General features: G+C 65.1%; 12 protein-coding genes. 6 read left to right on the forward strand and 6 right to left on the reverse strand.

Going from position 1 to position 12199, the window contains the following annotated elements:
- The 4 genes from LJE63_03985 to mtgA form a co-directional block, all read left to right on the forward strand.
- Positions 1-187 (forward strand): trimethylamine methyltransferase family protein (locus LJE63_03985; protein MCG6905762.1); only part of this gene is annotated, 187 nt, incomplete at its 5' end.
- A 170-nt stretch (positions 188-357) separates the two neighbouring features.
- On the forward strand, positions 358-1566 hold the full coding sequence (locus LJE63_03990) for an aldo/keto reductase (GenBank protein ID MCG6905763.1): 1209 nt from the start codon (positions 358-360) through the stop codon (positions 1564-1566).
- Positions 1559-2545 carry a class I SAM-dependent methyltransferase gene (locus LJE63_03995; protein ID MCG6905764.1) on the forward strand — a complete coding sequence of 329 codons (987 nt, stop codon included), beginning with the start codon at positions 1559-1561 and terminating at the stop codon, positions 2543-2545. Before LJE63_03990 ends, LJE63_03995 begins: the two co-directional genes overlap by 8 nt.
- A 182-nt stretch (positions 2546-2727) precedes the next feature.
- A complete protein-coding gene (mtgA, locus tag LJE63_04000) occupies positions 2728-3441 on the forward strand; it encodes a monofunctional biosynthetic peptidoglycan transglycosylase (GenBank protein ID MCG6905765.1) in 714 nt (237 codons plus the stop codon).
- A gap of 32 nt (positions 3442-3473) precedes the next feature.
- Here the strand turns inward: mtgA and LJE63_04005 are convergent, their stop codons facing one another.
- Entirely contained in the window at positions 3474-5219 is a 1746-nt protein-coding gene (locus LJE63_04005; GenBank protein ID MCG6905766.1) for a YgiQ family radical SAM protein, read from the reverse strand.
- A 182-nt stretch (positions 5220-5401) separates the two neighbouring features.
- Here LJE63_04005 and rnhA point away from each other — a divergent pair, with 182 nt between their 5' ends.
- Positions 5402-6109, forward strand: coding sequence for a ribonuclease HI (rnhA, locus tag LJE63_04010; GenBank protein ID MCG6905767.1), 708 nt, complete (start codon positions 5402-5404; stop codon positions 6107-6109).
- Between the two features lie 140 nt (positions 6110-6249).
- On the opposite strand, the gene LJE63_04015 is transcribed toward rnhA, so the two are convergent.
- From LJE63_04015 to LJE63_04030, 4 genes are all read right to left on the reverse strand, one after another.
- Positions 6250-6450, reverse strand: coding sequence for a cold-shock protein (locus tag LJE63_04015; GenBank protein ID MCG6905768.1), 201 nt, complete (start codon positions 6448-6450; stop codon positions 6250-6252).
- A gap of 291 nt (positions 6451-6741) precedes the next feature.
- Positions 6742-8082, reverse strand: coding sequence for a DEAD/DEAH box helicase (locus LJE63_04020; protein MCG6905769.1), 1341 nt, complete (start codon positions 8080-8082; stop codon positions 6742-6744).
- Positions 8083-8289: 207 nt separating this feature from the next.
- Positions 8290-9180 carry a DMT family transporter gene (locus tag LJE63_04025; protein ID MCG6905770.1) on the reverse strand — a complete coding sequence of 297 codons (891 nt, stop codon included), beginning with the start codon at positions 9178-9180 and terminating at the stop codon, positions 8290-8292.
- A gap of 14 nt (positions 9181-9194) precedes the next feature.
- Positions 9195-9587, reverse strand: coding sequence for a TM2 domain-containing protein (locus LJE63_04030; GenBank protein MCG6905771.1), 393 nt, complete (start codon positions 9585-9587; stop codon positions 9195-9197).
- 330 nt (positions 9588-9917) lie between these two features.
- Between LJE63_04030 and LJE63_04035 the strand changes: the two genes are divergently transcribed.
- Entirely contained in the window at positions 9918-11384 is a 1467-nt protein-coding gene (locus LJE63_04035) for an OmpA family protein (protein MCG6905772.1), read from the forward strand.
- Positions 11385-11583: 199 nt separating this feature from the next.
- Here the strand turns inward: LJE63_04035 and LJE63_04040 are convergent.
- Positions 11584-12199, reverse strand: a 616-nt coding sequence (locus LJE63_04040) for an FAD-containing oxidoreductase (protein MCG6905773.1), incomplete at its 5' end; no start/stop codon positions are given.

Genomic DNA, 12199 nt, shown 5'->3' on the forward strand with positions numbered 1-12199 from the left:
CCAGTGGCGGCCCGGGCTGTTCTGCCGCCAGGGATACGAGAAGTGGGCCGCCGAGGGCCGCAGCGATCTGCTGGCGCGCGCCCGCCGGCGTCTGCAGGAGATCCTGCAGGGCCCTGCCCCCAGGGCCGTCGATGCCGAAAAGGAGCGGGCGATCGCTGCCCTGGTTGCGGGCTTCAAGGGCGACTGAGGCATAGGCCGGGCGGCGCAGGCCAGGGCCCCCGCGGGGTGCCGCCGGTTTGCAGGGCGGGGGCCGTTGCCACCGGCCGGCGGAGGGAATCGGAAAAATCACCCAACCCCCGGTTAAGTCCCCCGGTTTTGAAACCGGTGTCCGCCAGGGCGGGTGAGGAGGTGTGTGGCATGCAATACCGCTATTTGGGCCGCACCGGCTGCCGGGTCTCGGCCCTGGGCTTTGGCTGTATGCGTCTGCCGGTGATCGGCGGCGACGAGGGCCGCATCGATGAGGCCCACGCCGCCCGGCTGCTGCAGGCGGCCATCGAGGGCGGCGTCAACTATGTCGACACCGCCTACCCCTACCACCGGGGCGCCAGCGAGCCGTTCGTCGGCCGGGTGCTGCAGGGCGCCCTGCGGCAGAAGGTGATCCTGGCCACCAAACTGCCCTCCTGGCAGGTGGAGCGGAGGGAGGATTTCGATCAATTTCTCAACGAGCAGCTCCGGCGGCTGCGCACCGACCGGATCGACTGCTATCTGGTTCACTCCCTCAAAGCCGACTGGTGGCGGAAGCTGGCGGGGCTGGGCGTGCTGGAATTCCTGGAGCGCGCACTCCGCGACGGGTGCATCCGCTTTGCGGGCTTCTCCTTCCACGACGAACTGGACGTCTTCAAGGAGATCGTGGACGCCTACGACTGGGATTTCTGCCAGATCCAGTACAACTACATGGACGAGGAAACCCAGGCCGGCACCCAAGGGCTGGCCTACGCCGCCGCCAAGGGGTTGGGGATCGTGGTGATGGAGCCCCTGCGCGGCGGTGCGCTGGCGGCCCAGGCGCCGGAGGATATTCGCGCCCTCTGGGAGACCGGCCGGGTCAAGCGCACCCCGGCCGAGTGGGCCCTGCGCTGGGTCTGGGACCGCCCCGAGGTCGGGGTGGTGCTCAGCGGGATGAACTCCCGCGCGCAGCTGGACGAAAACTGCCGCATCGCCGGGGAAGCGCTGCCCGCTTCGCTGCTGCCGGAGGAGCACGCGCTGATCGACCGGGTGCGCGCCTGCTACCGCGAGCGCATCCGGGTGCCCTGCACCGGCTGTGGCTACTGCCAGCCCTGTCCGGAGGGGGTCAACATCCCGCGCATCTTTGCGCTCTACAACGACGGCTTCGTCTTCGGCAGCCACCGCTGGGCGCGGATCATGTACACCCAGGTGAGCAACGCCGGCCAAACGGCCGCGGGCTGCATCGCCTGCGGCCAGTGCGAGGAGGCCTGCCCCCAGGGGATCGACATCATCGCCGGGCTGCGCGAATGCCACGCGCTGCTGACGGCGCCGAGCGATCGCGGGACGGGCGCGGCGGCCTCCGTGCCCCAAGGGGCGCAAAAGGGGCCGCGGGGTCATGGCTGAGGCCCGGCGACAGGCGGCGGACCCCGGGGTGGCCGACCGCTACCGGCGCCAGGCCGCGATGCTGGCCAACAAGGTGGTCAAGCGCTACCGCCACCTGCGCAAGCGCTTTGCGCGGGAGAACATCGAGGTCTTCAGGCTTTACGACTGGGATATCCCGGAAATTCGGGCGGTGGTGGACTGGTATGGCGGGCATCTGGTGATCGGGGAATACACCCGCACACAGTCCACGCCCGAGTGGTTGCCGCTGATGGGCGCCGCAGTTGCCGAGGCGCTGGGCGTGCCCCGCGAAAAATTGCACCTCAAGGAGCGGCGCGCGGGCTTCCAGGGGGGCCGGCGCTACCGGCGCCTGGACTTCACCAATCGCAAGATCGTCGTCACAGAGCGAGACTTTCGCTTCTACGTGAACCCCTACGACTACATCGATACCGGTCTTTTTTCCGACCACCGCAACACCCGCCAGATGGTCCGGGACGCGTCGGCAGGCAAGGATTTTCTCAACCTCTTCTGTTACACCGGCACCTTCTCGTGCTATGCGGCCAGGGGCGGGGCGCGCACCACGGTGTCGGTGGACCGGGCCGAAAGCGCCATCCAATGGACCCGCGAAAACATGGCCCTCAACGTTATCCCCGAAGCTGGCAACAGCCTGGTGCAGGCCCACGCGTCCGATTTTCTGAAAACCGCCTGGCGCCGGCAGCAGCGCTTCGATCTGGCGCTGGTGGACCCCCCGTCCTATTCCACCACCCGCGCACGGCGGGAGGATTTCGACATTCTGCGCGATCACCCCCTGCTGCTGGCCGCCGTTGTGGCGGTGATGCGCCCCGGCGGCACCATCTGGTTCTCCACCAATCACCAGGATTTCATCCCCGCCATGGACCGGCTGGCGGTCACCGCGGTGAGCGAGATCACCGCCGCCACCATCCCCGAAGACTACCGCAGCAAGCGCAAGACCATCCACCGCTGCTGGCGGATTAAGGTCTGAGGGGTATTGACGGGAACTTCCCCGCGCCCCCGGGCCGGCTGCTGCGGCCTTATGTTGGTAGCCGGCGGCCGCCGCGGTGGCCCGGGATTTTGCCAGATGCCGGGAATCGTGCTAAGGGGCTTTGAGCCCGACCGCATCAACCGGCGGTCATCAGCGATGCCCTGAATCAGAAGGAGCCAGGGATGGCAGCCGCTCCCCGCCGCCCAAAAAGTCCCCCGCGTCTGCGCAGGCTGGTCCGTCCGCTGGCCTGGCTGCTGGGGGGCTTGCTGCTGGTGACGATCCTCCAGGTGGCGGCCCTGCGCTTCGTCAACCCGCCGACCACGGTGAGCGTTCTTTGGGAGCACATTCGCCAGCGCATCAAGGCCAAACCCTACCGCCCGCCCGCCCGGGTCTGGCAGCCGATCGAAAAAATATCCCCGCACCTGCGCAGGGCCGTGCTGGCCGCCGAAGACCAGCGCTTCGTTGAGCACCACGGGTTCGATCTGGTTGAAATCCGCAAGGCGGCCAAAGACATCCTCTTCGAACAGCGGGTGCGGGGGGCCAGCACCATTTCCATGCAGACCGCCCGAACGGTCTACCTGCTGCCGGTGCGCAGCGTCCTGCGCAAGGCCCTGGAGGCCTACTACACCACCCTGATCGAACTTTTCTGGAACAAGCGCAGAATCCTGGAAATGTATCTCAACACCGTGGACTGGGGCCCGGGGGTGATGGGGGCCGAAGCGGCTTCCCAACGCTATTTCAAGATATCCGCGAGCCGTCTGAACCCCCGCCAGGCCGCTCTCCTGGTGGCGGTCCTGCCCAACCCGCACCGTCTGTCGCCCCTTCGGCCCGACAGCTACGTCCGGGAGCGGGCCCGGCGGATTCAGGCCCAAATGCACCTGATGCCGCTGTTGTAGGGCCACTTGCAGGATGTCGGCTCGGCTGCGCCTCAAGCCTTTCGCCGTAAAACGGCCTTCTGCTGGGCCTTTTTAGCCGCGTTTCTCTCTACGAAAATCGGCCGCCCGCTGAAGGGGTCCCTTCCCGTGCGGTACATCAGGGTGGACCAGGTGGAGGGGGTGGGGGTGAAGATCTGGACCTGCTCGGGCAGCAGGTGCAGCTTGCGGACCGCGAAGGTGCGCAGCTGGTGCATGTCCGCAAGGCTGCAGCCGGGGTGGGCGGCCATCAGGTAGTAGGTCAGAAAGGCCGGCAGGCGCTGCCGCCGCCGGAGGCGCTGAAACAGCTGGATGAACGCCTTCAGGCATTCCTGGCCGGGTTTGCCCATCAGCTCCAGGACCGGCGCGGCCACATGCTCGGGGGCGATTTTCAGCTGCCCGGAGACGTGGTGGCGCAGCAGCGTCTCCAGATAGCGGGCGCCGGCTTCGCGGTCCTGCAGGATCAGATCGTAGCGAATTCCGGAGGCCACAAAGACCTTGCGCACCCCGGGCAGCCGGCGCAGGGCCTCCAGCAGTCGGATCTGGCGGCCGTGGTGGACCGGCAGGTGACGGCAGGGTGCGGAGAAGAGGCAGCTCTTCTCGCGGCAGGCGCCCTGGTGCGTTTTGCGGCGGCACTCGAAACCGTACATGTTGGCCGTGGGGCCGCCCACATCGGCAATGATCCCCTTGAAGGCCGGGTGCCGCGCAAATCCGGCCGCCTCGCGCAGCAGGGAGTCCTCGCTGCGCGAGACGACGTGCCGGCCCTGGTGGACCGCGATGGCGCAGAAACGGCACTCGCCGTAGCAGCCGCGGTGGGAGGTGAGGGAGAAGCGGATGGTCTCGAGGGCCTTGACGGGGCCGTCTTTTCCGTAAAAGGGGTGGACGTCGCGGGCATACGGCAGCTCGTAGATCCGGTCGAGGGCCTCCGGGGAAGGGGGCGGCGGGGGCGGGTTCTGGACGAGGTAGCGGGTGTCCTGGCGCTGGTAGAGCCGGCGTGCGGTGAACGGGTCCGCGTTTGCGTAGAAGATGCGGAACATCGCGCTCAGCTGGTCGTCGTCTTGGGCCACCAGCGGGTGGGGCGGCAGTTCGATGTCCGGCCCCGGAAATTGGGGCATCGCTGCGGGGGGCTGGCGGCTGATGTAGCAGATGCCGCGAACGGTGCGGATGTCCTCTCCCCGGGCCAGTCGGGCGGCCAACTCCAGAACGGTCTGCTCGGCCATCCCGTAGACCAGCAGGTCGGCCTTGGCGTCGAAGAGGATCGCGCGCCGCACGCTGTTCGACCACCCGTCATAGTGCGCAATGCGCCGCAGGCTGGCCTCGATGCCCCCCAGGACAATCGGGCGGGTGGCTTTGAAAAACCGCCGGATGAGGTTGCTGTAGACGATCACGGCCCGGTCCGGACGCCGGTTGTTGACCCCGCCGGGGGTGAGGTCATCACTTTTGCGCCGCTTGCCGCCGGCGGTATAGTTGGCCACCAGGGAATCGACGCAGCCGCCGCTGACCCCCCAGAAAAGAGCCGGCTGACCCAGCCGGCCGATGTCGCGGGCGCTGTGGACGTCCGGCTGGGCGATGATCCCGACCCGGTAGCCGGCGGCGAGCAGCACCCGGCCGATGACGGCCACCCCGATGTGGGCCGAATCGGTATAGGTGTCCCCGGTCACCAGGATGACGTCCAGCTGCGACCAGCCCAGCCGGCGGACCTCCTGGGGGGTGGTGGGGATGAAGGCCGGGCTGCCGGGGGAGATGGCGGCGTTTTGGGGCATGGCGCTTCCCTATCGAGTCGGGTTGTGGAAAGCACGCGGCCGCGCAGCCGTTTGCGGTAAAACTCCAGCCGCTTGGGGTGTTGCGGGCCGCAACGGGCGGGAGAGGCCCCGGCGCGCCGGCCGGCGGCATATCAGCCCACAACGGTCCTGCGGGTGACGACCCGGGGCCAAGGAGTTTTCAGTTGTCCGAAAAGAAAAAATTCTATGCGGTGGCCAAGGGCCGCAAACCGGGTATTTACCAGAAGTGGTTCGGCCCCGATGGGGCTCAGTTCCAGATCGACCGTTTCCCGGGGGCGGTTTTTCGGGGGTTTGCTACACGCCGCGAGGCCGAAGCCTTCCTCCGCCAGCCGCACCCGGCCAGGGTCAGGCCGCGGCCCCCGGCGCCCCAGGGTGCCGCCAGGGCGGCCTCTGCCGGCGAGGTGGTCATCTACACGGACGGCAGCGCCCGCGGCAACCCGGGGCCCGGCGGATACGGCGCGGTGATTCTGGAAGGGGAAAAACGCACGGAGCTTGCGGGCGGTTTCAGAAAAACCACCAACAACCGCATGGAACTGCTGGCCTGCATCAAAGCCCTGGAGGCCCTTCCGGCGCCCGCCACGGTCGTGCTCCACAGCGATTCGGCCTATGTCGTCAAGGGCATCAACCGGGGGTGGGCCGAATCCTGGCGCCGCAATGGCTGGCGCAAGAGCAACGGCGCGCCGGCCCTCAACCCGGACCTCTGGGAAAGGCTCCTGACACTCTGCCGGGAGCACACCGTTCGCTTCATCTGGGTCAGAGGCCACGCCGGCAACCCGGGCAACGAACGCTGCGACCAACTGGCCACCCAGGCCGCGATGGGGGGCGGGCTGCCGCCGGACACGGCCTACGAAGAGGCCTGTCGCCTGAAATGACGGTATGCGCAAACCCCAGCACCGCAGCATTCTGGATACTGTATCGAAGAAAATGGCACAGGGCGGCGCGATTTCGGGCAACAAAAAAGGCATCGCCCCCGACTGGAGGCAATGCCTTGTTTTAATTTTGAACTGGCGGGTTAGAGCACCGTGACATTGACTGCGGCGGGGCCCTTCTGACCCTGCTCGATCTCGAAGCTCACGCGGTCGCCTTCATTCAGAGACCTGAAGCCGCTTGCGTTGATGGCGGAGTGATGAACAAACACGTCCGGACCGTTTTCCTGCTCGATGAAACCAAACCCCTTGCTGTCGTTAAACCACTTGACTACGCCTTCTGCCATGGTGACTTCCTCCTTGTTAAAAAAAATTCTCTAAGTTTCAGACTGCAGGTCGCCACTTTGGCAAATGGTTTGTGCACCTTCAGTAAGAAACCGGCTCGTGGAACCCCGAGCCTTTACTTAAGCATTTTCAATACCATGTTTTAAAAAAAAAACAAGCGTATTTAAGAAAAAAAGTGACCCGCCGGATTTTTTTTGTTCCACGGCGCCGCTTCCGATTCAGCAAGCCGAAGGGCAGTAGGCGGTCAACTGTTCACCCGTAGCGGTTTGTCGGGAATGGCCGGCCGCGCTATTCTACCGCGAGTTGCGCTGGCGTGCGGGTTGGCGGGCGGTCGCGGTCCGGCCGCCTGGTGTTGGCCGTCGGCTGGAAGTTTCAGCCCCCGAAGGCGACATCCAGGCAAAGGCGCCCGCGTGCGATCGCCCGGCCCGGCTTGCCGCGGGCTTTCGGCTGCGCGCCGGCTGGCGTTCGGGACGCCGGCCGTCGTTGACTTTTGGCGGGGCGGCGGCCGCGTAGTTGAAATCGGTCAGGGTGCGGCGTTCGGTCCGGGAGCCGAGCACCCGGTCGATGGCCCTTACCATGTCCTGGTCGGCGCTGGTGATCAGGGTGAAGGCATCACCGCTGCGGGCCGCCCGGCCGGTCCGGCCGATGCGGTGGATATAAGCCTCCGGCGTGTTGGGGATGTCGTAGTTGATGACGTGTGAAATCTGGCTGACGTCAATCCCCCGGGCAGCGATATCGGTGGCCACCAGGATCTGAAAGGTCCCGTCGCGGAAGCCGTTCAGCGCGGCCTGACGCCGGTTCTGGGAGAGGTTGCCCTGCAGTGAGGCCGAGCGGAAACCGGCACTGGCCAGCTTTTCGCCCAGGCGCTTGGCGCGGTGCTTGGTGCGGGTAAAGACCAGTACCGACTCGGTGGTCGTGTTTTCCAGCAGCTTCAGCAGCAGCGGGGTTTTCAGGTGTTCGCTGACGGGGTAGAGGGCGTGGCTGACGGTCTCCGCGGGGGCCGTCAGGCCCACCTGGACGGTGACCGGGTTATGCAGCACGTCCTTTGCCAGATTCCGGATTTCAGCCGGCATGGTGGCCGAGAAGAGCAGGGTTTGGCGCTTGGCGGGGACATGCTTCAGAATCCGCCGGATGTCGGGGAAAAAGCCCATGTCGAACATCTGGTCGGCCTCGTCCAGCACCAGCACCTCCAGGTGCGAGAGGTTCACCGTGCGGCGGCCGATATGGTCCAGCAGACGGCCGGGGCAGGCGACGACGATGTCGGTGCGTTTCAGAATCTCGATCTGGGGGTTGATCCCCACCCCGCCATAGACGGTGGCGCTCTTGAGGGCGGTCCCGCGTCCGAGGGTGTCGATGGCCTGGTGGATCTGTTCGGCCAGCTCGCGGGTGGGGGCGATGATCAGCGCCCGGACCTGGCCGCGGGAGCTTCCGCCGGCCAGCAGACGGTTCAGGATCGGCAGCACGAAGGCCGCCGTTTTACCGGTGCCGGTCTGGGCCAGCCCCATGACGTCCTGGCCCTGCATGACCGGCGGGATCGCCTGGGTCTGGATCGGGGTCGGGTGGACATAACCCGCCGCCGTGACGCCTGCGGCGACGGTGGGGTGGAGATTGAACGCGTTGAAATTAGAATTCATAAGTTCCTTTGGATGGTGAAAAACAGTGCAATAAAAAAGCCCCGGATCAATTCCGGGGCTTACGATGGTTTCGTGGGTTTCCAGGAAGTGTGTCGAGGGGGGGGAAGTGGTTCAGTGAGTGGATAGTAAGGGGTAAATCACTGCGCGTCAAGGAAAATCTATGAAATAATTGAAATCAGGCCACTTTGGACTTTCCCCGAGCCCTCCTCAGACGGCTTTGACCTGCTCGGCGCGAATGTTGATCAGGTTGCCGGCCAGCATCACCACCGCTCCCACCAGGACCAGGACATCCGGCTGCTCGCCGTAGACCGTCAGACCCACCAGGGCGATCAGCGGCAGACGCATGAAATCCATCGGCACCACCACCGTGGCGTCGGCCAGTTTCAGCGCCCGCGCCATGCAGTAGTGGGCCGTCAGGGCCGAGAGGCCCACCGTCAGGAGCCAGGGCCACATCATTGGGGACGGGGTCACCCAACCCGCCAGCGACGGCACCAGCCCCAGGGGCAGCTGGATTGCCGTCATGTAGAAGATGATGGTCAGCGGCGGGTCGATCTGGGCCAGTTTGCGGGTCAGGGTGTGGGAGAGGGCATAGCCGAGTGCACCCCCCAGGACCGCCAGGGCAGCGGGCTGGAAAACCGCCCCCCCGGGCCGCAGAATGATCAGCATGCCGGCGATGCCTAAAGCGATGGCGGTCACCCGCGGCCGGCTCAGGCGCTCGCCCAGCAGGAGGGTCGCCAGGATCGCGGTCCAGACCGGTACGGTGAACTCGATGGCGAAGACTTCGGCCAACGACAGGGTGGCAAGGCCGTAAAACCAGCCGAACTGCCCCCCGAAATGGGCGATGTTGCGGGCCGCATGCAGCCGGAAGCAGCCGGTCTGGAGGCGCCGCCAGCCGGTCGGCCGCAACAGGAGGCCGATCACCACCAGCCCGATCAGGCTGCGGAAAAAAAGAATCTGGAAGGTGTTCAACTCCGCGGACAGCTCGCGGCCGCCGATGGCCATGGCCATGAAGGAGATCAGGGTGCCGGTCATCCAGAGGGTGGCGCGGACGATGGGGTGGCGCGGTCTGCGCCCGTTTTTCTGGAAACGGTTCGGCAATGGCGTTCAGCACCTCATCGGCGGCTGTTGAGAACCGTGATCTGGTCGTTCAGGGTCCAGTAGTCGTAGACGTAGCCGATCAGAAATAGGCCCCCGGTCAACAGGTAGAGCAGGCCGCTGAGCCACTTGCCCATGTACATGCGGTGAACGCCGAAAATGCCCAGAAAGGTGAGCAGAATCCAGGCCAGGGTGTAGTCGATGGGCCCCTCCTGGAAGCGCAGGTCCGCCCGGCGATCCATGCCGGGGATCAGAAACAGGTCCACGATCCAGCCGATGAAGAGCAGCCCCAGGGTGAAGAAGTAGAGCGTGCCCGATATGGGTTTGCCGTAGTAAAACCGGTGGGAACCGGTAAAACCGAAAAGCCAGAGGATATAGCCGATGGTCTTGCGGTGGGTATCTTCGGGCATGGGGGCTCCTTTCATCTATTAGGGTGCCGGCGGGCTGGTGCGCTGCCGCTTCCGGCGGTTGGCGGTTGATGACCGAATAAATTCATTAATAAAAGGTTGCGCCACCGGTGTCAAACCCCCAGCGCGCCGGGCGGTCGGCACGCGAAGGGGGCGGCGCCAGCAGTGGCAGGTGCCTGGGATGACCGCCCGCGCTTGGCCCTTCAAACGCAGTTCTTGATTCGCTCTGAGTTTCAGCCTACCATAAGGCATGCGCCGGCGCGCGGCCCGGGCGGGCCGTCGGGCAGGCTGCGGCCTTTGGCAACATCCCGATCACCGAGGAGGAGACCCGTTATGCCGGGAGAAAAAACGTTGCGATGGATCTGCGTTCTGGCGCTCGGAAGCCTGCTGAGCGCCTGTGCCGCCGCCGGCCCGGCCACCCGGCCAATGGTGGACAACCCCAAAGAGCTGGTGGCGGCCTTCGAAGGTGAGGTTGCCGGCGCCCGCAACCGTCAGGTCAACATTTTGGCACCTGGCTGGTTTGAAAAAGCCGACCGAGCGCTGGCGGATGCACGCCGGGGTTTCGAAGCGCAGGCGGCGGTTTCCAAGATCGCCGATTCCGTCGCCCGCGGTCGGGAGTATCTCAGCAAGGCCGAGGAGATGGCCGCCGTGTCCCGGACGGCGCTGGCCGATCTGTTGCCCAGCCGCGAAGCTGCCCGCAAGGCCGGTGCCGCCCGGCTGGCGGCCTACGAGGACACCGAAGCGGATTTCCTGCGCTTGACGCGCGCCATCGAGCAGAACAACCTCGGGTATGCCATCAAAAACAAAGAGCGGGTCAAGGCGGCCTACCACGACCTGGAAATTGCGGCCATCAAGGGGGATGCCCTGGGGGAAGCGCGCGAGCTTCTATCTCAGCTGGACGCCATTGCGGGGCGCAAACACGCCCCGCAAACCACCGCCCTGGCCTTCGAGAAATACGATCAGGCCGATCGCTTCATCTCACAGAACCCCTATGCCAGCGAAAAGATGAACCTGATGGCCCGGGACGCCCTTTTTCATGCCAACCGGGCGCTCCAGATCACCCGCCAGGCCCTGGCGGTCAAGGAGATGAACCCCGAAGAGGTGGCCCTCTGGGTCGAGGAGCTGCTGCAGCGCACCACCCGCCAGCTGTCGGCGCCCGACATGCGTGCCCAGAGCTTCCAGGTCCAACAGGAGAACATCATCAGCTCCATCCAGGCGCTTGAAGAGAACCGCGACTATCTCAGCGCCAAAACCGAGTCCCTTAAAAACGAGGTGGATGAGCTCAGTGCCCGGGTGATCAATCTCGAGGGTCGCAGCCGGGAGGAGCAGGAGGCCATGGCGCGGCTGGAGGCCGAGAAACGCTTAGATCAGAAATTCAACGAGATCCAGACCTTTTTCCGCAAGGATGAGGCCGAAGTTTACCGCCAGGGCGACTACCTCATGATTCGGCTGCGGGGAATCAAGTTTCCGGTCGGCCGGGCGGTGATCATGCCGGTAAACTATGAACTGCTGCGCAAGGTGCAGCAGGCCATCCGCAATTTCGACGACCCCGACGTGGTGGTTGCCGGCCACACCGACAGCACCGGCTCCACGGCCGTCAATGAGCAGCTTTCCCTGGAACGGGCCGAGGCGGTCCGGGAATACCTGATCGCCAACAATATCGTGCCGCCCAACAGGGTGGCGGCCGTCGGCTACGGGTCCGAGCGCCCCTTGCTGTCCAACGAAACGGCCGCGGGGCGTGCGGCCAACCGCCGGATCGACGTCGCCATCGCCCCTCGGGCGAAGGAAGCCCAGCCTTGAAAATCCCGCCCGGAGCTCAAATCAGATAATCGCCCGCGGCGTGGGTTGTGCAACCGTTCAGAGACAGTGCAAGGCCCCGAGGGATACGTCCTGCAGACAAACCGGAAGCCGGCGCCGCCGGTAAATCCAGGTCCGTGTCATTGATGATGAACCTGGTTGGATTTTCCCCGCCATTTTCGGAAACCCTGAGCGTTTGAGATCATCTGCGCCAGGCCATCAATCGCGAAAAAAGAGATTTGGCAAAAGGTGTCAATCGCGTTCGGTTATACAAGTCCCCAATTTGCCGGATGACCTCTGCCTGGGTCGGGTAGGGGTGAATGGTCTCGGCGATCTGCTTGAGACCCAGTTTGTGGGTCATCGCCAGGGTGATTTCCGAAATCATGTCGCCGGCGTTGGCCGCTACGATGGTGGCGCCGATGATTTTATCCGTTCCCTTGCGCACATGCACGCGCGCAAACCCGCCGGCGTGGCCTTCGAGAATCGCACGGTCGACTTCGCTCAACTGCCGGGTGAAGGTGTCGACCGGGATGCCCTGCTCCTGCGCCTGCTTTTCGTATAACCCGACATGGGCGATTTCCGGTTCCGTATAGGTGCACCAGGGGATGGTCAGAGTGCTGGTCCCGGCGCGGCCGAAGAAGAGCGCGTTGCGAATGACGATGCGCGCCATGAAGTCGGCCGCGTGGGTGAATTGATACGGCGAGCAGATATCGCCGGCCGCGAAGATATGGGGCTGGGTGGTTTGCAAGCGGTCGTTGACCTGCACGCCTTTTTTATTGAAATCGACGCCGGCTGCGTCCAGCCCCAAATTTTCGACG

This window comes from Desulfobacteraceae bacterium, assembly GCA_022340425.1.
Classification (GTDB): Bacteria; Desulfobacterota; Desulfobacteria; order Desulfobacterales; family JAABRJ01; genus JAABRJ01.